This is a genomic window from Solitalea longa (assembly GCF_002920915.1).
GTDB lineage: Bacteria > Bacteroidota > Bacteroidia > Sphingobacteriales > Sphingobacteriaceae > Solitalea > Solitalea longa.
The window spans coordinates 94,607-117,274 of sequence record NZ_PQVF01000003.1 but is presented as its reverse complement, the minus strand read 5'-3'; the positions used below and the strand labels follow the sequence as shown (position 1 = coordinate 117,274).

Sequence of the window (22,668 nt, the reverse complement as noted above, 5' to 3'; positions counted from 1 at the left end):
TAATAAATTTTAGGTAACAGGTAGATCTTTACAGTGTCAAGCTAATTCCAGCTATAAACGATTTCGCATTTGGATATGCACCGCGGTCCATACCAGAGCTAAGCGAATTTTGTCCGTTTGTGCTTACTTCCGGATCATATCCCGAATAATTGGTCCAGGTGTACAGATTCGAACCTGTTACATAGATTCTGGCCGATTTAAACTTCGCTTTTGAAATAAATCGTGCCGGTAGCGTATACCCTAATGAAAGTGTCTTTAAGCGAATGAAGGAACCATCCTCAACAAAACGATCGGAAATGGTTACCGCCGGATTTTCAATGGCTTTATGAACATCGGTAATGGTATTGGTAGGTGTCCAACGATTTAAAAGCGAAGAAACAGCTCCAGTATATCCTGTTCCTAATTCTAAATTGGCACGTGTCCAGTTAAAGATCTTGTTGCCGTATGATGAATTGAAGAAGAAGAACAAATCAAAGTTTTTATACCTGAAGGTATTACTAACACTTGCCAAAAACTTAGGTTGTGCGCTCCCTACAATGGTACGGTCGGCATCCTGGGTGATCGCTCCATCCTTATTAAGGTCCTTGTATTTTTGTAAACCAGTAGCAGGATCAACACCATCGGCCACGAGGGTATAAAACGCACCCACCGATTCGCCTACCTTTATAATTTGAGTTGGCAGTGTAGTTGGGCTAGCCGGGTCGGTTACAAAGAAATAGTTGGCACCACCAAGGCTTTCAATTTTATTCCGATTTACCGAAAGAAGAACATTCGTACTCCAATCAAATTCACCACGAATATTTGCTGTTTTAAGCCCCAACTCAACACCTCTGTTTGCAACTACTCCAAGGTTTTGAAAAGCACTGGTAACGCTCGACGAAAAAGGAACCGGAACTTCTAATAATAGATCTGAAGTGCGTTTATAATAAACATCCGAGGTTAATTGAATACGGCTGTTGAACAATTCAAGGTCGAAACCAAAATCATATTGTGCCGTTTTTTCCCAGGTTAAATTCGGATTCTCAAAGCTGCTTGTAGCCAAACCGTTTACAAGGGTGTTACCAAAGCTATATTGGAAACTTCCCAATCGGGCAAGTGAACGGTAAGGATCGATCTCCTGATTACCGGTAAGACCTGCACTTAAGCGAAGTTTCAATGAACTGATCTGCCTGATATTTTTCAGAAATTCTTCATTAGATGCATTCCAGGCAAATGCTGCCGAAGGAAAAGTTCCCCATTTATTGTTTTTGCTAAAACGAGATGAACCATCAGCACGTGCGGTAAGCGTTACTAAATACCGGTTATCATATCCGTAGTTCACACGAGCCAGAAATGACTGAAGGGCCCAATCAATACTTGCACTGGAAGGAGCAACCAACACGGTTCCACCACCAATGTTATTATAGGTAAATTCATCACTCACAAAGTTGGAAGCACCTGCTATGTAAGTTTCAGTTCTTGATTTCTGTTGAGTATTACCAATAAGCAGGTCGATTGAATGTTTGCTATTGAATGTTTTTCGGTAGTTAAGCGTATTCTCATTTAACCAGTTAAGCGTTCCCAACGAACCGATAGAAGCGTTACCACCTGGCGAGCTTTCGAAAAGCGTAGAAGGCAAATACCTGTTTTGCTTATTGTTTACTATATCCGTTCCCAGCGATACTTTAGCAGTAAGGCCGTCAAGAAGTCTATATTCTGCAAAACTGTTTGCTAAAAAGCGGGTTGTTTTTGTTTCATTGCTTTGCAGGCTTAAGGTCGCAATCGGGTTGGCTACTGTTGAACCAAAGCTACTATTTACTGAGAAATTTCCGGTTTCGTCACGAACCGGAACAACCGGAACCATTGACAAAATATTAGGAACAATGCCGCTTGGAGCTACAACCGCTTCCGATAAACTTGCATTTAAGCTAACACCCAGTTTAAAGTTGTTAGTAACATCATTATCGAGATTTAATTTTCCTGAATATCGATTGAATCCAGTATTCAGAATAATACCATCTTGTTTAAAGAGGCTTCCTGAAAACAAGATCTTTGTTTTTTCATTGCCTGATGAGATGGAAAGACTATGACTTTGCATTGGTGCTTCGCGAAAAGCTGCTGCCTGCCAGTCAGTTCCTTCACCCAGATTATCCAGTTGTTCTTGAGTATAAAACGGAGCTTTTCCGGCATCTTTTAATGCATCATTCTTTAACAATCCCCATTGCTGAGCATTTAAAACACCTATTTGTTTGGCTTTTTGCTGAACTCCATAATAACCGTCGTAATTGATCGAGAACCCGCCTTTATTACCACGCTTAGTAGTAATAATGATAACCCCATTTGCTCCTCTTGAACCGTAAATGGCCGTTGCAGAAGCATCTTTTAGAACATCAATTGATTCGATATCCGATGGATTTATACCCGATAAAGGGTTTATCGGCGGACCTGTGGTTACACCGGCATCAGTGGTAGCATCAGCATTATAAATAGGAAATCCATCGATCACATACAAAGGCTCGTTACCTGCATTGATAGAAGTTCCTCCGCGAATACGGATTGAAACGCTTCCTCCAGGTGCACCACTCGATTGGGTAACTTGTGCTCCAGCCACCGCCCCTTGCAAGAGCCTGTCTGGAGAAGCAGCCGGTTGAGACTTTAAATTTGCCGGTAACGAAGAAACTGATCCTGTTAAATCGCTTTTCTTTTGTGTACCATAACCAACCACAACTACACTTGCCAGTTGATAAGATGCTTCTTTAAGTTCAATAGTGATTGGCCCTTCGTTTACCGCCACCTCCTGGGTTTCGTAACCGACAAAAGAAACGATCAGTGTAAAAGGAAGCTTTTGTCCTGTTAAAAACTTGAAATTACCGTTAGCATCGGTAGAAGTAGCATGAGTAGTACCTTTGATCTGAAGAGTTACACCAGCAAGTGATTCCTTAGTTTTTGCATCAGTTACTTTACCTGCAAGTGTTGCATTAATAATAGGCTGTTGCTGTGCCTGGGCATTTATGGTTTGAAAAAGTGCTAAAAGAATAAATGCTGTTAATTGGAATTTCTTCCTGAGTTGCTGGAGAATCCAATTTTGCCGCACTGATATACTGCGTGACCACAAAATATCAGGCGGAGAAATACGTGAGAGAAAAGCCCGTATGGCTTTCGCTATTTTTTGCATACTTTTATGTTGGTTGAAATTTTACAGATTGAAAGAGGTGCCAACGCCAATTGAAAACCTTTTTCATTGATTTGAACCTTTAGGGGATGCTCTTAGCATCCCCTTCGATTTATGTTAAATACCTTTGATCTAATTCACCCTCCTTTTTTATTGATTCCCTTATTTTATTGATAAATGCCTTATGGATTTTCTTCAAAAAGACCTATTCAGTAGATTGTTTGTCTTATAGTTAATAATCATTAATCAAATGTATAAAATTCTATTTAAACTTTATACTCTATAGATTAAATAGATTATATAAATTATTTAAAACTAATTGCTAATAAATAGGTTATAATTAAAAAATATTTAAACCAGGAAGATATGTGGTTGGTTAAAAGCTTTTTTAAGCTGATTTTAGGGAATCTCGGAACTCAAAAAGGCAGTGAATTTGGCGGGAACTATGGCCCTATTGGCTGAATTTTCTGAAGTAAGAAATGAAAATTTTGAAACTTTTAAAGTCTATATTAATCCAGCTATAGCTATTAGCTAGAGGCTAATAACTAGTAACTAACATCTACTATTGAAGCACTAATTTTTGCCTTTCCGCATTTCGTTCAAGCATTAGTTTATAGGAGTAATAATATTTAATAATGTTTCTGACATAGGTATTGGTTTCCAGACCAATCTTTTCGGAAGAAATGATTTCTACATTATTAAGCCATACATCCGGATTCAGCCCGCGTTCTGCAGTCAGTCTGCGCAGATTTGAGATTCTTTCGGGACCGGCATTGTAGGAAGCGAAGGCAAATAGTGATTTATTAAAGGCATCGAAATGTGCATCTTTAAAATAGCGGGTCATAAGTATCTGCATGTACTTGGTTCCGGCATGAATATTAGATTCTACAATTCTAATATTTCCAACTTTCATTGATGCGCCCGTACGCGGCATAAGCTGCATAACACCAATTGCTCCTACCGGACTACGTTTACTTTGATCGAGCTGCGATTCCTGAAATCCCAATGCAGCCAGCATCAAAGGATCAAAACCATATTCTTCACCGTATTTTTCAAACAAATTCATTACCTGGGTATAGCGTTTTGCGTTATCCGAGTTGGTTGGATCTTGCAGGTGCTTTACATTCTGATAATATTTTTTTAGACGATATGGCATACTGGCAAGCGGTTGTTCATAATCATAATAGAATTCCTTCAATTCATCAGTTAGCAAAGGACTGTTTTTCCGAAACGCACAGCCTATGTAGCTGCCCTGGCGAACCGCTGCCTGTTTGTTAATGCGTATATTGGGTAAAATTTGAGACCACATTCTGGCCATCCAATCGTCAATAATGATTAGTTTTATAATACCTGCATCAAGCATTTCCATTAGATCTTCATCCTCAAGATCCTCAGAAACAATTTTCAAATTAATGGGCATTTTACCTTTTGCGGTAAATTCAAAGTTTAACTTTTGCAAGCTTTCATAGTAACTCGAAGATTTACGTACATGGATCGTTTTTCCACTCAATTGAACTAATGATAAAATGGGTGGATCTTGATTACGATTAAGTACCAATTCTGATACGCTGCCTTGTTCTTTAGGAGCCACAAAATCAACGTGCCTTAAGCGTGCTTCCGTTGCAGTAAGATTTCCGGCGGCTATATCACCTACTCCCAAAATCAGGTTCTTAAGTAATTTATCTCTGGAAGTGGGTACAAAAACAACCGTAAATGGGATGCTATGCGGCTTCTTAAAATACTTTTTGTTAAGATACATTTCAAACTCCCTGAAATTGTCCGCTGTAATTCCGCGCTCCCGTCCTTTGTCATTAAAGAAAAGGGTTCGGCTGTAAGGAACTAATACCCGTATGATCCGTCGTTTTTGCATCGTATCAAAATCACCTACATACAATTTATGGGCTTTACGAAGACTGTTAAAAAAAAGATCAGATTGATCAGAAGAATTGGAGGTTATTATTGAATCCTGTTCATCGGCCATTGCTGTAGGGCCTTTTTTTTCTCTTTGGGTTGAGTTATTACATGAATCAATCAACACAACAAGCAACAATAGTGTGATTAAAACTCTCATAGCATTCATATGGCAAGGATGTGGATTTGCCTGGATTTATAAACATCCAACTTAATTTACGGAATTAAAATGAATATATCTTGAGGAGTAAAAATGGTGAATGGCCGGAATGGAAAACCCAACTCATAATGTAGAATTTCATTCTTTAATACACTAACAATCAATATTTAATCATCATTTAGCAAACGCTAAAGCTATTTTTTCACTGGCATAAATATTTCAGAGATCTTCTAAAACATAAAACCATGGCAACAAGAAAACACATCGCAAAGGTTAAAACCCAAATTAACGTGCCGGTCGATAAAACTTGGGATGCATTGGTAAATCCGCAGATGATTAAAAAATACATGTTCGGCACAAGTGTCAACTCCGACTGGGTAGAAGGAAGCAAAATTACCTGGAAAGGCGAATGGAAAGGAAAACCATATGAAGATAAAGGTGTTATTCTTCATTTAAAACCTAACGCTGAACTTCAATACAGTCATTTCAGCCCGCTTTCGGGCCTCGAAGACAAAGAAGAAAACTACCATATAGTTACTATTCATTTAAAAGAAAAAGACAAGCATACTTCTCTCTCGTTAACTCAGGACAATAACGCATCAAAGAAAGAACAGGAACATTCAGAAAAAAACTGGGATATGATGTTGATGTCACTCAAAAAACTACTCGAAGAAAGCAGCTTCTAATTAGAAAAAGCAGTATATTGATTGTACATCAATTCATAATTTTATGGGAAAGTTTGTAACTAAAAAGGGAAATGATGGCCAATATTATTTCAACCTTAAAGCCGACAATGGGCAAATTATTTTAAGCAGTGAAGGCTACAGTTCTTCCTCGGCAAGAGACAATGGAATTGAATCGGTAAAAACTAATGCCACAAACGACGACCGTTTTGATCGTAAAACCTCAAGCAATGGCAAATACTATTTTAATCTAAAAGCTGTCAATGGTCAAACTATTGGTAAAAGCGAGTTATATGAAAGCTCATCTGGTCGTGATAATGGAATTGAATCAGTAAAGAAAAATGCTCCCGACGCTACGATTGCGGAGGAATAGATACAAAGTGTTTAAAAACAAAAAGGTGAAGCTGTGGCTTCACCTTTTTGTTTTTAAGGTTATCATTTCTTCCTGTTCAACCAAACTCTTTGAACCATGGAATAAATACCTTTTTTAGTTTTGTTCGATTTCCTTCAAACTATCCATTTTCTTATAAGCTAAGAATCCTTTGATGTCTTCAAAGTGCTCACGGACACGTTTATTACCAAACTCGAATACTTTATTTACCAATCCATCTAAGAAGTCCCGATCATGGGATACCAAAATCAGGGTTCCATCAAAATCCTTCAAAGCATCCTTGATAATGTCTTTGGTCTTCATATCCAAATGGTTCGTCGGCTCATCCAGAATCAACACATTTACGGGTTCCAACAGCAATTTAATCATAGCCAAACGCGTTTTCTCACCACCCGAAAGCACCTTAACTTTTTTTGTGGTATCATCACCACTAAACATAAAGGCACCCAAGAGGTCTTTGATCTTAATCGTTCCATCGCTTAACGGAATCTGATCGATAGTTTCGAATACGGTTAAGTTCTCGTCCAGCAAGGCGGCCTGATTTTGGGCAAAGTACCCAATCTTGGCATTGTGCCCTACTTTTAACCCGCCGGCAAAATCAATCTCGCCCATAATGGCTTTGATCATAGTCGACTTACCTTCACCATTTTTACCTACAAAAGCTACTTTTTCACCTCGTTCAATCACCATCGATGCTTTTTCAAACACAACATGATCTCCATATGTTTTGGTCAACTCTTCCACCATTACCGGATACTGACCAGAACGAGGCGATGGAGGGAATTTCAATCGCAATGCCGAAGTATCCACTTCATCGATCTGAATGACCTCAAGCTTTTCAAGCATCTTCACACGCGATTGCACCTGCAGCGTTTTTGAATAAGTGCCCCTGAATCGGTCTATGAATTCCTGGTTGTCTGCAATAAAACGTTGTTGCTCCTCATACGCTTTCAATTGATGCACCCGACGATCAGCACGCAGCTGCAGATAATGACTGTATTTAGCTTTATAATCATATATTCTGCCCATGGTAACCTCAATGGTACGATTGGTAATATTATCTACAAAAGCACGATCGTGCGATATCACCATCACCGCCTTTGCCGAGTTGATCAAGAAATCTTCCAACCATTGTATACTTTCAATGTCCATATGGTTGGTAGGCTCATCAAGTAAGATAAGATCAGGTTTCTTTAACAGGATTTTAGCCAACTCTATACGCATGCGCCATCCACCCGAAAACTCAGACGTTTGACGAGTAAAATCCTCTCGCTCGAAGCCTAAACCTTTTAGCACCTTTTCTACCTCTGCATCATAATTAGTCTCTTCGATCGAATAAAATTTCTCGCTCAATTCCGACATGCGCTCGATCAGCTTCATGTAGTCATCACTTTCGTAATCGGTACGAATAGTAAGCTGCTCATTCAACTCGTCCAACTCTTTTTTCATCTGGTTTACCTCTTCGAAAGCCTTCATCGTTTCTTCAAAAACGGTAACGTTATCTTGAGTAAGCAAATGCTGAGGCAAATACGCAATTACCGCGTCTTTGGGACCACTTACATTACCTGAAGTTGGCTTAGCTGCATTTGCAATAATCTTTAAGATGGTTGACTTGCCTGCGCCATTTTTACCCATCAGGGCAATCTTATCATTCTCGTTTATCGAAAAGGTTACGTCGCTAAACAGGGTGGTTCCGCCAAATGAAACGGATATGTTATTTACATTAATCACTGTATGGAAAAATTGAATTGGCCGCAAAGATAAAAGAAAGATTAGTTGCTTTAAGTAAAAGCTGCAATGAAGTGTCAGCAATTCGTAAATAGAATTTAATCAACCGGATTCAAAAAAGCCCAATACTTAAAATGAGTATTGGGCTTTTTACAAAGTTTACCGCACAAAGCGTTAGACTTTCGGTGGTTTTTAGGTTCTTCTACGGATCGCGATTGTGCTACAAATTCTCATTCAACAAAGCCAAAATATCTGTTTTTAAGGCAGGATCACTTGGTCTTTTCGCCTTATCATCTCTTACTCTTCCCTGCTTATCAACCAACACATAATGCGGAATTCCTGCTATTTGAAATTTGGCAGCCAGTGCATTGTATTCATTATTGTTTAAAAGGAAATGTTCACCGTGAATACCTAATTCAGCAATTACAGATTTCCACGTTGTCTCTTCGGATCGGCCTCCCAAGTAAAGAAACACTACATCTTTCCCTCTCAGTTCTTCGTGTAATTTCTTAGAGTCAGGCATTTCATCACGACATGGCCTGCACCAGGTAGCCCAAAAGTCAACATAGATAACTTTTCCTCTGTATTTTTCAATCAGTTTTTCAAAAATGTTGTCCGATGGGGTGGCCAAACTTATTGTATTAAGATTAGCCTGAGACGGAATCTTAAAGTTGTTGAGTTTATCCAGCCCGGTTTTATATTCAGCTAAAATTTTTTGTTTGATTTTATCATCACATACTAATTTTTGAAATAAGTCGATTTGATAGGCAATTTTATCGCTGTATTTACTTTTTATTAAATGGTAAGTGTAGTTGGAAAGCAAAATATCGCGGAAATAGCATTTGCATAATGAAGCATAATGAGTCAAATCAGACGATACTGGTAATAATCCTAGGTTTTTTTCAAATACTCGTTTAATAATTAGTGTGTCACCAATGTTTAAAGTTGAGGGTGTATTATTCTGTGTTTTAAGCTTTAGCAATACTACTTTTTCCTCCTCTGTAATTGATTTATCATTGGTGAGTACTCTGTCTATCAAATCACTGAGTTGTGGCGGCTCATTGTTTTTTTTCTGATCCCGCAGCAGTTGACTAGTATACATTGAGTATTCATGAATATAGCTTCCATAATCACTGCAAATAGATGCTTCAGGATCGTTTAAAGAAAAGCGTTCAAAAAAGTCAAAGTAATCGGATTTGGGGCTAATGTTGGGTTTATGAAGCCAACGATAACGCATTAAATCATCGGCGCAATTATATTGCAACTGGTGCTTCGCCCAACAATTAAATAGTTCTGTTGTTTTATTTTCCTTAAGGAACTGATGTAAAAACGCGCTTTCTTCCTCCAGTAAATTGTATCTGTATTTCTTAAATGATGCGGCTGAGCTGTCACTTTGATATCCATTTAAAACGGCCCATCTGTTGCTGTTCTTAAAATTTAATTTAGCCATGTAGGAAGTAAGAATATTGTTTGTTTCGGCTCCATCCCCACTAAATTTTAGAGAGTTACTGAGGTTATCAGCATCAATGGAAACATAAACCTTATCACCCGGACTCACAATTAATGAAAAACCATCAAGGTAGCGGACTAAAATTCTTTGTGGCTGGTCTTTAGGGAAGGAAAGACTAAATGTTCCATCCGGTTTAATAATAGCATTATAAACCAATTGATCATCCAGAACAATGTCATTTACATAAAACTGAATACTATTATTTTCTTTCAGGTATTTCTCAAAATTTTTGATTTTTCCTGAAACGGTTACGCTGTCTTGCGCGAAAGTAATGAAGGGTAAAATTAAAGCTAATAATAGTATAAACTTTTTCATGAATGATTTAATGGATGCTGGTGGTTTAATTTAATTTTTTGCCTAACGATGAGTAAAAATAGCATTAATATTTAAAATGATTTCTGTTAAATAATTAAAACACACTATTAGTTAAATAACTTAATTCATATCGAAAGAATGTATGATTATTGAGATAGGAAGGACTATTTGGGGAAGATTTGAAGCAGGTAGACATCCAATCCGTCCCATGAAAACACAAAACCCTTGCAAGAATTAACTTACAAGGGCTTTATACTTTTCCAGTACCCGGAGCCGGAGTCGAACCGGCACGGTTTCCCACAGGTGTTTGAGACCAGCGCGTCTACCAATTCCGCCATCCGGGCATTTTTAAAGGCTTTGTTGCCAAATCCTTTTCCTTAATTGCGGGTTGCAAATGTATGCAGCTTTTCTTGAATTCGCAACAAATATTTGCTCTTATAATAGTTGTCCTTGATTTTCAGCAGGATATTTTTTCTTTCTTCTTCAGAAAGCGTCTCAAAACCATTGGTAAGCTCTTTTAATTCCTCGGTTAAAACCTGATCTAAGCTACGCACCTGTTCTTTTATTTCGGCTATTTGCTGTTCATCTTCATTAAATTCCAACTCCATCAGCATTTCATTAATGTCCATCATTTCCATTAAAAAGGCTTGTGGCAATTGGTGCTTCTCCCCTTCTTGGATCAAATTATTTAATTCAAGAATATATTCCAATCGTTTAACCGGGTGGCTGAGCACTTTAAAAGCATTGTTGTTCTGCGTTGAAAGCTCAAGTACTTCATTTTGCTTTTCTTCCGACTCATTCACATAAAAATCGGGATGATACTCTTTGCTCAAAGCGTAAAACTTCTTTTTCAGCAAATTCTCATCAGGATGAAAAGAAACAGGAATATCGTAGAATTGGAAATAGTTCATTTATGAAAATACAATAAGCTTGAGATCTACAAAGGCCAGTAACAGGTTGGCTGAAATCTTATCAGGAGTGGCAAAAAAAAATTGAGATATGTGAAATTTCCATCACATATCTCAATTAATAAAAACTTTATTTCGTGAATACTTTAAACAAATCGTTTCCGAAAGCAAACACCATTAAGCCAATTAAAATAACAAAACCTACAACTTGAGCTCGTTCCATGAATTTATCGCTCAATGGTTTTCCTTTGATCATTTCCACGATAAGGAAAACAGCATGACCACCGTCAAGCGCCGGAATAGGCAACAGGTTCATAAAGGCTAAAACCAATGAAATTAAACCGGTTAAGGTCCAGAAATTAATCCAATCGAAAGTACCGCCGTAAATCTGTGCCATTCCAATTGGACCTTGAACTGCTTTTGTTGCTTTAACTTCACCCCGTATAATTTTACCAAAACCTTTTGTTTGGTCAACCAAAGTTTGCTTTGCACGTTCCGCACCAATTGGCAAGGCAGCTCCCAAACTAAACTTATCTACTTTAAAGTTTAAACCTACAGGTTTCTGACTAAAACCAATTTTACCTTCATTAGTAACTTTTACAGGTAATTTAAGGTCTTTACCCTCCCGTATTACCAAAAGCTCTGCTTTTTTGTCTTTACGAGCAGCTAAAGCAGTTTGCACCTCATCAAAAAAAGAAATCTTAACCGAATCGATATACTTAATTTTATCGCCACTTTTTAAACCGGCCTTATCAGCATTACTGCCAAGCTCCACCTGATCCACAACAAAAGCGGTACGTGGCACCAGAAATGCATTTTTTCCACCGTCAGTTTCAGAAACCCGTTCAATAAAGTTTGCTGGAATATGAATAGAAGTATCCTGTCCGTTGCGATCAACGGTAAGGTTAATATTTCCAAATAAAACCTTTGGACTAATTAAGTCATTAAAGCGCTCAAACGGTTTTCCATCAATGGCAGTAATTTTATCGCCGGTTTTAAGTCCGATTTCTTTAGCCAGTTCAAGGGCAACAATACCATTTTTTGCTTCAGAATTTGGCAGATAGGTTTCTCCGTATTTAAATGTTAACATCCAGAAGATGAAAATACCTACCAAAACATTTACAAAAACACCTCCCAACATTACAATTAAACGCTGCCATGCTGGTTTAGAGCGAAACTCCCAAGGCTGAGCAGGTAATTTCATCGCCTCCACATCCATCGATTCATCAATCATTCCGGCAATTTTTACATACCCTCCCAATGGCAACCATCCTATACCGTATTCTGTATCTCCCTTTTTAAAGCTGAAGAGCTTCACTCCCCAGGCGTCAAAAAAGAGATAAAATTTTTCTACTTTAATTCCGAAAGCGCGGGCTGCCAAATAATGCCCCAGCTCGTGCAATACCACCAAAATCGAAAGTCCGGCCAACAATTGGGCCGCCATGATTAATCCACTCATTATAGCGTTAAAAATAAGTTCAAAATTAAAAAATATATCCCAACAAGCTTAACTTATTAATTCCAAAGCTTTTATCCGGGCTTCTTTATCCGTAAAAACATAATCTTCGTAGCTTGGTTTGGCTACTTTGGTCACTTTTTGCATACATTCTTCAATAACATCCGACATCTGCAAAAAGCCGATCTTCTCCTTCAAAAATGCATCCACTACTATCTCGTTGGCAGCATTTATGACACATGGGCAGTTTCCACCTATTGCCAAGGCATCAAAAGCTAGGGCAAGATTACGGAAAGTTTTAATATCAGGGGCTTCAAAAGAAAGATTTGCGAAATCGGCAAAGCTAAAACGAGGAAAATCGTTTTTTATTCTTTGTGGATAGGCCATGGCATATTGAATGGGCAACTTCATGTCAGGCAAGCCTAATTGCGCTTTTAAGGAACCATCGGTAAACTGCACCAAGGAATGCACAATTGACTGTGGATGTACTACTACTTCAATCTGGTCAATTGCAAGATCAAACAGCCATTTAGCCTCTATTACCTCTAAACCTTTATTCATTAGGCTGGCAGAGTCGATAGTAATTTTGGCACCCATACTCCAATTTGGATGTTTCAACGCTTGTTGTTTGGTAACATGCTGAAGTTCCTGAATTCCCTTTCCTCTGAATGGCCCACCAGAGGCAGTAAGAATTATCTTTTCAACAGGATTATTTTCTTCACCCACCAAACATTGAAAAATGGCTGAATGTTCAGAATCTACCGGCAGGATATTTACATTATGGGCTTGGGCTAATTCAGTAACCAAATCACCTGCCACCACCAATGTTTCTTTATTGGCCAATGCAATGTCTTTACCGGCTTTTATAGCGGCAATTGTAGGTTTTAAGCCTACATACCCAACTAAAGCAGTCAACACCATATCTACAGAATCAAAGGCAACCACTTCTGATAAGGCTGGCTCACCTGCCAATACTGAAATTGATGTTGAGGCAAGAGCCTGCTTAACCAACTGATATTTGGTTTCGTCGGCAATAACTACGGCACGGGGATTAAATTTTAATGCCTGTTGAATCAACAATTCCGCATTGCCATTAACCGTTAAAATTTCAGCCTTAAACTTATCAGGATTTGCCTCTATAACCGCTAATGCCTGCGTACCAATCGACCCACTCGATCCTAAAATTGCGATACGCTTAATATTGTTAAATTGATTCATTGTTAAATTGTTGAGCCTTTAAACAAGGTTCAACTTAATTTTTATGTTGCTGCAATAGGGTTAGTATTGCTAAATTGTTTTATTGATAAATTGATTTTCTGAAACCGTTCACTGTTTCAACTTTTCGTTTGTAAAGCGAATCAAATAATAAATTTCTTTGGGTAAATCTTGTAATGAACTATAAATAAATTGATACTCTTCTTCTGAAATTAATTTCCTGATTCTCGATTTTTCATTCCAGTCCAAACATTCCTTAACAGATCCCAAACTGTAATAATAGAACTTTATTTTATCTTTCTTATGAAATCGTCCAAAACCTTCTCCAATATTTGCAGAAACTGAATCCACTGCCGAAACAAATTGTTTACCAACGGTGTCTTTTGCAAAATAGTTCCATTTAATTACAAGTTCCCAAACGCAGTTACTTAAGTGAAATGCTTTCTTTTAAGCACTAATATCATTCAATGTTAAATAATTCTTTTCCATTCTGTACGATGTATGTTTATTAAGATAACAATACATCAATACATCAATTTAACACTGAAAATGTTTATTTCACATAAGCACCCAGCTCATCAGCTATTGCCCGGTCATTGGATAAACGAGGTACCTTATTTTGGCCACCAAGCTTACCTTTTGATCGCATATAGTTTATAAAGGCGTCTTTATCCATATCCCTGATCTTCAAACTCTGCAATACATTGCCTTCTATCAGATCAAAGTAATACACATTTTTTTGCTGCATTAGCTGATCCACTTTTACTTGAAAAGCCCCCAGATCCCTTGGCTTATGCTCTCCGAATTCAACAAACCATTCATGAAAAGGTAAACCTCCCTCCGGGTCATTAACCTGCGGCGCAACAGTAAATTCAACCACATCAACCCCTTCTTCTTTTGCTACCTTCATTAGTGAATATTCAACTTCCTCCCCTATCACATGTTCCCCAAATGCTGATATAAAATGTTTAATACGTCCAGTAACCAGTATCCGGTAAGGATTCTTTGATACAAACTTAACTGTATCGCCGATGCTGTATCCCCATAAACCAGCATTGGTATTAAGAACGATGGCGTAATTTTTATCCAATTCCACGTCTTTCAACCAAACTCGACCAGGGTTTTGGTTAAAATATTCATCCACCGGAATAAACTCGAAGAAAATACCCGCATCAACATTCAGCAATAAGCCTTTTTCTTTTTGTGAATCCTGAAAAGCGATAAAGCCTTCAGAAGCCGGATAGGTTTCAATGGAATCGATACGCTTACCAATGCTTTTTTCCAGTTTAGCCCGATAAGGTTCGAAATTCACTCCTCCGTAAACAAACAAGCCAAAGTGGGGAAATACATCTTTTATCGCCTTCCCTGTTTTGGCTGTTAATCGATCAAAGTACATTTGAACCCATGGGGGAATCCCTGAAATCAGGGTCATATCCTCATTCGCTGTTTCTTCAACGATGGCATCTACTTTTTGCTCCCAATCGTCAATACAATTGGTTTCCCATGAAGGAAGGCGGTTTTTCTGCAGATATCCAGGAACGTAATGCGCGGATATACCCGATAAACGTCCAACCTGTATACCATTTTTCTCTTCCATTTCTGGACTTCCTTGTAGGAAAATCATCCTCCCATCCACAAATTTAGCCTTACCGGTTTCGGCAATGTAAAGCAGTAACGCATTTCGCGCAGCATTTACATGCTCAGGCATTGATTCTTTTGAAATGGGTATATATTTTATTCCAGAGGTAGTTCCTGAAGTTTTAGCAAAATACAAGGGTTTTCCTGGCCATAAGATATTGCTGTCGCCATGAACAACCTTTTCGATATAAGGTTTTAATTGTTCATAATCGCCAACCGGAACCTGTTTCTTAAAATCATCATACGATTTGATGTTTTTAAAACCGTGTTCCAGCCCGTAAAGTGTACCCGAAGCATCGGCAACAAGCTTATGCAGCCATTTTTCCTGCAAATCAACAGCTTGCGAATTCCATTTACGAATTTTCTTTGCCGTGTACCATGCCAAAGGTTTACTTAAGAGAGATTTAAGACCCATAGGTGGCAAATATAGATGTTAAAGGTGAAGATGATTAGCGTTGGAACAAAATTTCGGCACAAAATGAGTTCCTTTTGGATCGAATTTTCTGCCATAGAGATTGCTTAAAACAGTTCCTTTAATTTGTTTACAAAATACTCCCACGAATATTTTTCCTTCTCCTGATCGATATTATTGGCAAATTCATTTTCAAGGTTTAGCGAATAAAAACGATTGATAGCCACAGCAAGCTCCGTACAATTTTCAGGAGAAACAATGAAACCTGTTTTTCCATCAATAACAACTTCACTTAATGCTCCAACCCGGGTACTGATCATAGGCCGGTTATAAAAATAAGCGATCTGTGAAATGCCACTTTGTGTAGCGGAAACATAAGGCTGAACTACTAAATCTGAAGCGCAGAAGAAATAACGAATATGTTCATTAGGCACATATTTAGAAACCTGAATTACATCAGCCTGTATCCCCAATTGTTTTATTTGCTCCTGATAGGGCTGCTCGTCTTCATAATACTCACCAACCACTAACAGTTTTACCTTTTGTTGCTTCAATACTTCCGGCATTGCATCTAATAAATAATGCAGCCCCTTATATTTCCTTATAAACCCAAAAAATAAAATTGCTTTATCCGACTCAATATCAATATCATAAAGTTCTTTAAGCTGATGCTTGGCTTCGGCTTTATCAATCGTTTCACCAAAAGTATTGTAAATAGGATGTGGTGAATTACGATAAGGCTTGTCTTTATTGAACTTTTTCAAGTCATTCTCAACGCTATCACTTAAGACCATAAAACCATCAACCTGCCAAAACAATATTTTGGTCAGCAGATTTTGACCGGGTTGCTTTTCATGCGGAAGGATATTGTGGCAAATGAGTAGGATTTTAGTTTTACAAAACCTGTTTATAAAGAACGCTATTTTAGCATAACAGGGAGCAAAAAAAGGCATCCAGTAGGAGAATATCACAGCATCAGGCTTTTGCCGTGCTATTTTAATTCCCGTACTTATCCATGAAAAAGGATTAAGAATATCGATCAGACGTTGGTTCTTTTCAGGTGGAATTCCAAACACATCCTCTCCTTCTTCAAACTGGCTTTTACCAGGAAACAGAAAGTTTGGATACTGTCGTTTAAAGTTCACCATGCTTACTTCATTATCTTTAGAAAGTTGCTGAAACAAAATAGACTGACTTTGAGCAATTCCACCGCGATAAGGGTAAGCCGGACCAACAAGGATGATTTTCATTAATTTGGGAATTTGAAAATTTGAGAACTTTCTAATTAGAACTTCTTGTTTTCTATAAATGCAAAAATTTGAAAATGGGTAAGCAGATTTACCCGCTTATTCCATTTTCAAATCATCACATTTTCAAATTAAAACTACACTTCTTTTTCTATATGATATGCGTTACGTTCCGGCGCATTTCTTGAAACCAATTCAGCTAAAAACCCAGTTAAGAATAACTGTGAGCCTATAACAATAGCAATAAGTGCTATATAAAATAAAGGATTGCTGGTAACATCACGATAAGGAATATGACGCGCAATTGATATCAGTTTTTCAGCAATAAGCCAAATGGTAACAAAGAATCCGATAAAGAAACTCAACACGCCCATTGATCCGAAAAAATGCATTGGACGCTTTGAGAATTTACCGACAAAGAAAATCGACAACAGATCAAGGAACCCATTGATAAAACGACTCATACCAAATTTGGTGGTTCCGTATTTGCGTGCACGGTGCTCTACTACCTGCTCTCCGATCTTTTTAAAACCGGCCCACTTGGCAATAACAGGTACGTAACGATGCATTTCACCGTAAACTTCAATGCTTTTTACCACATCATGGCGATAAGCCTTTAATCCGCAGTTGAAATCATTTAGTTCAATGCCCGACATTTTGCGAGTAGCCGCATTAAAAAATTTGGTAGGAATTGTTTTGGTTAATGGGTCGTAACGTTTTTTCTTCCAACCTGAAACCAGATCATATCCATCGTCAACAATTCTACTGTACAAACCTGGGATTTCATCAGGGCTATCCTGCAAATCGGCATCCATAGTAATTACTACTTTACCATTAGATGCTTCAAAACCTACATTTAAAGCCGCTGACTTTCCGTAATTACGACGGAACTTGATACCACGAACATTTTCGTTTTTCTTCTCCAACGCTTCAATTACCTGCCAGGTTTTGTCAGTACTTCCGTCATCAATAAAAATCACCTCGTAGGTAAAGTTATTCTCCTGCATTACACGAGCAATCCAGGCTTCTAACTCTGGCAACGATTCATCTTCGTTATATGATGGAACTACTACTGAAATATCTTTCATTATAATTTATTGATCTTCTTAAAAACAAAGTCCCGCTTTTAGGGCGGGACAAAAATATAAAAGTTCTTAACAAAAAATGATTATTGCGCGCCAAACATGGCCTTCTCTTTTTTAAGAATAAAAGCCACTACCAGCGAAACTATAAAGCCTGAAAACAGTGAAACAACAACCCCAATGGTTCCCATCATCACTGGTGTCATAAATTTCTTTGAAATATTAATAGCCTGATCTACTTGCTCTTGAGATTGCCCATTCTCAAGCATTGATTTTTCTTGTGCAGCAAAAATTTGATTAACAAGATCCGGATCGATATACTTAAACAAAACAACTGAATAAATTGCACCAATGATCCCACCAATAAGGGCGATTAATGTCCCGCAACCTAATCCTCTACCATAAGTTATGTAACCACCTAGATCATGATCTCGATGATACTTAATTCCAAACCAAATAGCAGCAATGTAAATTACATATTGAACATAATAAAGCTTAGAATCAAGTGGAACACTCATTGTATACATGATTAATGAGAAAATAATAATTCCCAAACCCATGTAAAGCCCGTACTTAAGCGCTGTTTTTAAAGGAGAAACAAATGGACCATTGATAAATTGAGAATCTTTTTCAAACTGTGAATTCATAGATTTTAAAGTTTTTAAAGTTTAGTTGATTTTTACCGGCAATTCCGATAAGCTATAGTTGTAAACAAGTATAGCAAAAAGAGCGGCTGTATCAAATGATTTATTTGATGCATTTTTCAAATAATCTTCCAAATCATCTATCTCCGGTTCGGTTTCATTGAAAAAGCTCATCAATACATAAAAAAGATCTTTCAAAGGAGCGGTTTCATCTAGTTTTTCTGTTGTTTTGGCAATTTCGGCATAAGTACTTTCCACTAACATCTGGTGGGCCACCACATCTTCATAAATTTCCAGTTCTTCCTGAAACTCTTCCTCCTCAATCAACAAAAACTCTTTTAAATAATCCGAAAGTTCCGGACCTATATTTTCCATGTCACATTCGTGCAGGTATAAGAACAGATTTAGTAATTCGGTACCACGATCAATGGTATCGTCTTCAATTTTCAGCCATTCGGGCGATTCCAAGTAATCATCATCCAAACGCGTAGCATCCGACTGAAAGAAATTGATCAATAGTAAATCAAAGAAGAATTCGCGTAAAGGTTCAAAGGCGGGCTCATCGTCAAAAGCCTCGTCCATTGCCTTCATCTTTTGGTTAAAATCTTCTCCTTCTGAAAATATTTTTACCAGTGTATTGTAAAAAGATACACTTTGATCATCTGCTGAGAATGTAGCAGGGATTGAACCTGACTGGCCAATTTTATATCCGGCCAAAGCAGCTTTGAGCGCTTGTTGAACTTTTTTATCCATAGTATAAAAATGTTGAATTATGAGCAATGCTTAAAAAGCTTATGCTCATAAAGAATGGTTTTTAATTGATTTTTAATTGCCCGTTATTGAAAATTGCGAAAGCCTTTCCTTTCAACTCTTTACCAATAAAAGGAGTATTTTTTGATTTTGAACGAATGTTTTCTGATGCGAGTGTCCACTTGTGGTCTGGATCAAAAATAGTGATGTTCGCTTTCTTATTAAGGTCAACAACCGGAATTTCCAGATTTAAGATTTCACGTGGGCTGATGGCCAAGGCATCCACCATTTCTTCTAAAGCCAGCACTTTTTCGCAAGCCATATTAAATACTGCATAAGTTGTTTCCAGTGAGGAAATACCAAAAGCTGATGTTTCAAACTCCTGATCCTTGAATTCAATTTCGTGAGGAGTATGCTGCGAAACCACAGCATCAATAACACCTTCTTTTAAACCGGCTTTTAATGCTTTAATGTCATGCTGCGAGCGTAAAGGTGGTTTAACCTTATAATTGCTATCGAAACCCATCAATACCGAATCATCCAACAATAAATGATGAGCCGCTACATCGGCCGTAACCTGCAAGCCTTTTTTACGAGCTGCGCGAATCAGCTCTACACTTCCGGCAGTTGAAACGGTAGTGAAATGTATTTTTCCGCCTGTATATTCAGCTAAAAAAATATCACGGGCCACCATCAGTTCTTCAGCCATATTCGGAATGCCCTTCATACCCAAATATGTGGAGGTAACTCCTTCATTCACTTTCGCCTTTTCAGCTATAGAAGCATCTTCTGCATAAGAAATCACCAAGCCGTTAAAAGCTAAAGCATACTGTAATGAACGCATCATTAAGCCTGCATTCTGAACCGGCTTATTACCGTCAGAAAACGCAACAGCCCCCGATTGGGTCATGTCATACAACTCTGCTATATCCACACCTTCACGTTTAACGCTTAAACTTCCAATCGGAAACACATCAACAGCTTGTCCTTTAGCCCTGTTTTTCAGGTATTCAATTTCTGATTTTGAATGTAAAGGAGGATTGGTATTCGGCATAACCGCTACTGCGGTAAAACCACCGGCCGCTGCCGCTGCGCAACCACTATTAATATCTTCCTTGGTCTCCAATCCGGGATCACCAAAATTAGCATGCATATCCATCCACCCAGGTGAAACAAACTGTCCTGTGGCGTCATACAACTCAGCTCCCTTAGCCTCAATTTCCGAATCAATTTGAACGATTTGCCCCTTGTCGATTAAAATATCTTTTACCTGTCCGTTAAAACTTGAATTAGGATCGACAATGGTGGCGGATTTTATTAAAAACTTCATTTAATTGTTGTTTTAATTATTGGATTGCGCGTTTCGGGTTCAATAACTCCTAGCCCGAATTCCTTAATATTATATAGCTTTCGGCTGTAACTTTTCGAAATACCTGATCAGCAAAGCTTCGGCTCCTAAAAACAATAAAGCAAGCCATATACAGTATTTCCATAGCTTTTTACCCGAGTTTTCAACTTGAATGGCTTTCCCTACCGCATCAGCCGGAGCATTGAGCACCGCAATATTTCTTGTACCTAAAACTTTTTCTAATTCATTCGCTGAAAAGTAGCTGAGATCAGATTCGGAACGGTCGTAATTGAAAGCAAAACAGGCAAGCAGCTCATTTCCGTTCGCAAAATTATAAATTCCATCTTTTTTTACCTGATCATCGATATAGAGATTTGTATTCGATTCATTATTTCTGATATCAGGAATGAACTCCATATCCTTATTTTTCAGCTTATAATCATTGTGTTCGGATGGCGGAAGCTTAACTGTTTCGAGCAGAGAATTTTTTCCAATGGTATAGTATAAGGGATAGCGCTGATTACCCAGCAAGGCTATTTTATACATCATAGGAACAAAAATGGCATGACGCGGGAGATTCGTTGTACTATCATCAAGCGGAACTGCCGATAAGTAAACCCTGCCAAGACCCGACTGCGTTTTACTTAACAAAGATTTTCCACCTTGCATACTTAACAAAGTTTCTTTTCGACTTGTACTGGCAGCCTGCGTGTTGAAGGATCTCTTAACGAAAGGTAAGTCAATATTTTGCGGAATAGTCTCAAACAGTCCAGAGAAAACATCCGACTGCAGATTAATTTTATCTGCTTTATTGGCAACCTGATCAATCGCTCCCAGCTTTTCAGCGTTAACAGTTCCCAGGAAATTATTATAACTATTGATATCAGATGAAAAATCCGGGAAAATTAAAACAGAGCCTCCGGTTTGAACAAATTTGGAAAGTTGCTGAGATAATCCTCCGGAAATGGTACTTAAGCGGTCTAAAACCACCAAACGCTGACGCGGAATCAACTCATAATCTATTTGTGTTTCGCTATTTCTTAGGGTTTGAAAATAGTCGTCGGTTTGAAAAACCGTTTGCAGGTAATTGTTGGCTTTGGCTCCGTTAATGATCAGCACATTTACTTTCTGATCAATTAAGTAAGAAAAATACAGTTTATCATCAAATGTAACCGGAAAATCGGTGAGTTGAATCTCACCCTGCTGCCAGCCGGCCCCATCGGGCTTATAAGTAAGAGTATCGGTTGCTGAAGCTTTTGCCTTTACCGACAGGCTGCCGATCGCCTTTTGCATCTTATTTACAAACAGTTTCACAGGAACATTATTAGCATCTTCATCTGTGAAGTTTCTCACTTTTACAACCAATTGCTCTGTTTCACCAGCTTTATGAATTGGAGATATGAACCAAACACTATCGACCGAAATATTTACTGTTTTTGTTTCTTCAACAGGAATAGCTGTTATTTTAAGCGTTGTATCCAAGGCAAGCTTTGCTTCATCAATAATATTTCGTTGGAAATCGGAGATGAGATACGATTGCTTTATTCCTGTTCCTGAAGAGAACAACAAGTCCTTTTGACGGGCAATAACTTCATCCACCCTTCTTTTATTCGGACCGATCTTTATCTCATCAATCATTTTCAGGAATTCCTCCCGATCGATCAACCGTTGATGTTTCCCTTCAAAATCATTGGTAAGCAATTGGTAACGATCGTTTAACCCTGCAGAAGCTGCAATACTACGGGCTTTTCGTTTCGCCTCGTCCAGCAAACTTCCTTCGTTGTTCCGAGCGTCCATACTGTATGAATTATCAATATAAACGCTGTAAACATGTTGCCGGCCGGCGGTTACGGCTTTACCTTGCGGCACAAAGGGCTGAGCAAAAGCCAGCACCAAAAAAGCAATGGCCAATATGCGGCAAGCCAGAATGAGCAGGTGCTTTAAACGCGAACGCGAATCGGTTTGCTGTTTGATCTCTTTCAAAAAACGGACATTGGTAAAAGGTACCCGCTTGAATTTTCGAAAGTTAAATAAATGAATAACAATGGGTATGGCTATAGCCGAAAGAGCAAAAAGGAAAGATGGATAAAGGAAGTTCATCAAAAACCAAAAATAGTAA

At 38.2% G+C, this 22,668-nt stretch carries 16 protein-coding genes, 1 tRNA gene and 1 pseudogene; 2 read left to right on the top strand and 16 right to left on the bottom strand.

From position 1 onward, the window contains the following. Window positions 1-28: 28 nt before the first annotated feature. A complete protein-coding gene (locus C3K47_RS04890) occupies window positions 29-3,154 on the bottom strand; it encodes a SusC/RagA family TonB-linked outer membrane protein (RefSeq protein WP_103788000.1) in 3,126 nt (1,041 codons plus the stop codon). Window positions 3,155-3,713: 559 nt separating this feature from the next. Next, window positions 3,714-5,231 carry an MltF family protein gene (locus C3K47_RS04885; protein ID WP_207765235.1) on the bottom strand — a complete coding sequence of 506 codons (1,518 nt, stop codon included), beginning with the start codon at window positions 5,229-5,231 and terminating at the stop codon, window positions 3,714-3,716. Between the two features lie 236 nt (window positions 5,232-5,467). Here C3K47_RS04885 and C3K47_RS04880 point away from each other — a divergent pair, with 236 nt between their 5' ends. Together C3K47_RS04880 and C3K47_RS04875 are read left to right on the top strand one after the other, a co-directional pair. Further along, window positions 5,468-5,908 (top strand): SRPBCC family protein, encoded by a 441-nt coding sequence (locus tag C3K47_RS04880; protein WP_103787999.1) that lies wholly within the window; start codon window positions 5,468-5,470, stop codon window positions 5,906-5,908. 43 nt (window positions 5,909-5,951) lie between these two features. Continuing rightward, window positions 5,952-6,278 carry a YegP family protein gene (locus tag C3K47_RS04875; RefSeq protein ID WP_103787998.1) on the top strand — a complete coding sequence of 109 codons (327 nt, stop codon included), beginning with the start codon at window positions 5,952-5,954 and terminating at the stop codon, window positions 6,276-6,278. A gap of 114 nt (window positions 6,279-6,392) precedes the next feature. Here C3K47_RS04875 and C3K47_RS04870 read toward each other — a convergent pair whose 3' ends face one another. The 14 genes and pseudogenes from C3K47_RS04870 to C3K47_RS04805 form a co-directional block, all read right to left on the bottom strand. Continuing rightward, window positions 6,393-8,027 (bottom strand): ABC-F family ATP-binding cassette domain-containing protein, encoded by a 1,635-nt coding sequence (locus C3K47_RS04870; RefSeq protein ID WP_103787997.1) that lies wholly within the window; start codon window positions 8,025-8,027, stop codon window positions 6,393-6,395. A gap of 217 nt (window positions 8,028-8,244) precedes the next feature. After that, entirely contained in the window at window positions 8,245-9,849 is a 1,605-nt protein-coding gene (locus tag C3K47_RS04865; RefSeq protein WP_103787996.1) for a TlpA family protein disulfide reductase, read from the bottom strand. 264 nt (window positions 9,850-10,113) lie between these two features. Then, window positions 10,114-10,193 (bottom strand) — tRNA-Leu (locus C3K47_RS04860). Between the two features lie 33 nt (window positions 10,194-10,226). Next, window positions 10,227-10,760, bottom strand: a complete 534-nt coding sequence (gene hscB, locus C3K47_RS04855) for a Fe-S protein assembly co-chaperone HscB (RefSeq protein WP_103787995.1) — start codon at window positions 10,758-10,760, stop codon at window positions 10,227-10,229. Between the two features lie 127 nt (window positions 10,761-10,887). Then, window positions 10,888-12,216, bottom strand: coding sequence for an RIP metalloprotease RseP (gene rseP / locus C3K47_RS04850; protein ID WP_103787994.1), 1,329 nt, complete (start codon window positions 12,214-12,216; stop codon window positions 10,888-10,890). A gap of 48 nt (window positions 12,217-12,264) precedes the next feature. Then, window positions 12,265-13,431: a 1-deoxy-D-xylulose-5-phosphate reductoisomerase gene (locus C3K47_RS04845; protein WP_103787993.1), complete on the bottom strand. Its 1,167-nt coding sequence runs from the start codon at window positions 13,429-13,431 to the stop codon at window positions 12,265-12,267. 108 nt (window positions 13,432-13,539) lie between these two features. Next, window positions 13,540-13,863, bottom strand: a pseudogene (locus tag C3K47_RS04840) (four helix bundle protein); the annotation flags it as partial. A gap of 118 nt (window positions 13,864-13,981) precedes the next feature. Continuing rightward, window positions 13,982-15,481: a GH3 auxin-responsive promoter family protein gene (locus C3K47_RS04835; RefSeq protein ID WP_103787991.1), complete on the bottom strand. Its 1,500-nt coding sequence runs from the start codon at window positions 15,479-15,481 to the stop codon at window positions 13,982-13,984. A gap of 104 nt (window positions 15,482-15,585) precedes the next feature. Beyond that, window positions 15,586-16,728 (bottom strand): glycosyltransferase, encoded by a 1,143-nt coding sequence (locus C3K47_RS04830; RefSeq protein WP_103787990.1) that lies wholly within the window; start codon window positions 16,726-16,728, stop codon window positions 15,586-15,588. A gap of 134 nt (window positions 16,729-16,862) precedes the next feature. Then, the gene (locus C3K47_RS04825; RefSeq protein ID WP_103787989.1) at window positions 16,863-17,813 is read right to left on the bottom strand and encodes a glycosyltransferase family 2 protein; all 951 of its coding nucleotides are present in this window, start codon (window positions 17,811-17,813) and stop codon (window positions 16,863-16,865) included. 80 nt (window positions 17,814-17,893) lie between these two features. Continuing rightward, window positions 17,894-18,454: a DUF4199 domain-containing protein gene (locus tag C3K47_RS04820; protein ID WP_103787988.1), complete on the bottom strand. Its 561-nt coding sequence runs from the start codon at window positions 18,452-18,454 to the stop codon at window positions 17,894-17,896. A 21-nt stretch (window positions 18,455-18,475) separates the two neighbouring features. After that, window positions 18,476-19,204: a hypothetical protein gene (locus tag C3K47_RS04815; RefSeq protein WP_103787987.1), complete on the bottom strand. Its 729-nt coding sequence runs from the start codon at window positions 19,202-19,204 to the stop codon at window positions 18,476-18,478. Window positions 19,205-19,265: 61 nt separating this feature from the next. Continuing rightward, window positions 19,266-20,531, bottom strand: coding sequence for a dihydroorotase (locus C3K47_RS04810; RefSeq protein ID WP_103787986.1), 1,266 nt, complete (start codon window positions 20,529-20,531; stop codon window positions 19,266-19,268). Between the two features lie 69 nt (window positions 20,532-20,600). Continuing rightward, window positions 20,601-22,649, bottom strand: coding sequence for a vWA domain-containing protein (locus C3K47_RS04805; protein ID WP_165784634.1), 2,049 nt, complete (start codon window positions 22,647-22,649; stop codon window positions 20,601-20,603). Window positions 22,650-22,668: the final 19 nt, after the last annotated feature.

Coding starts and splice junctions, on each gene's coding strand:
- C3K47_RS04845 (WP_103787993.1), bottom strand. CDS start 13,431: ATGAATCAATTTAACAATATTAAGCGTATCGCAATTTTAGGATCGAGT.
- C3K47_RS04835 (WP_103787991.1), bottom strand. CDS start 15,481: ATGGGTCTTAAATCTCTCTTAAGTAAACCTTTGGCATGGTACACGGCA.
- C3K47_RS04885 (WP_207765235.1), bottom strand. CDS start 5,231: ATGAATGCTATGAGAGTTTTAATCACACTATTGTTGCTTGTTGTGTTG.
- C3K47_RS04890 (WP_103788000.1), bottom strand. CDS start 3,154: ATGCAAAAAATAGCGAAAGCCATACGGGCTTTTCTCTCACGTATTTCT.
- C3K47_RS04865 (WP_103787996.1), bottom strand. CDS start 9,849: ATGAAAAAGTTTATACTATTATTAGCTTTAATTTTACCCTTCATTACT.
- C3K47_RS04825 (WP_103787989.1), bottom strand. CDS start 17,813: ATGAAAGATATTTCAGTAGTAGTTCCATCATATAACGAAGATGAATCG.
- hscB (WP_103787995.1), bottom strand. CDS start 10,760: ATGAACTATTTCCAATTCTACGATATTCCTGTTTCTTTTCATCCTGAT.
- C3K47_RS04810 (WP_103787986.1), bottom strand. CDS start 20,531: ATGAAGTTTTTAATAAAATCCGCCACCATTGTCGATCCTAATTCAAGT.
- C3K47_RS04805 (WP_165784634.1), bottom strand. CDS start 22,649: ATGAACTTCCTTTATCCATCTTTCCTTTTTGCTCTTTCGGCTATAGCC.
- rseP (WP_103787994.1), bottom strand. CDS start 12,216: ATGAGTGGATTAATCATGGCGGCCCAATTGTTGGCCGGACTTTCGATT.
- C3K47_RS04875 (WP_103787998.1), top strand. CDS start 5,952: ATGGGAAAGTTTGTAACTAAAAAGGGAAATGATGGCCAATATTATTTC.
- C3K47_RS04830 (WP_103787990.1), bottom strand. CDS start 16,728: ATGAAAATCATCCTTGTTGGTCCGGCTTACCCTTATCGCGGTGGAATT.
- C3K47_RS04820 (WP_103787988.1), bottom strand. CDS start 18,454: ATGAATTCACAGTTTGAAAAAGATTCTCAATTTATCAATGGTCCATTT.
- C3K47_RS04880 (WP_103787999.1), top strand. CDS start 5,468: ATGGCAACAAGAAAACACATCGCAAAGGTTAAAACCCAAATTAACGTG.
- C3K47_RS04815 (WP_103787987.1), bottom strand. CDS start 19,204: ATGGATAAAAAAGTTCAACAAGCGCTCAAAGCTGCTTTGGCCGGATAT.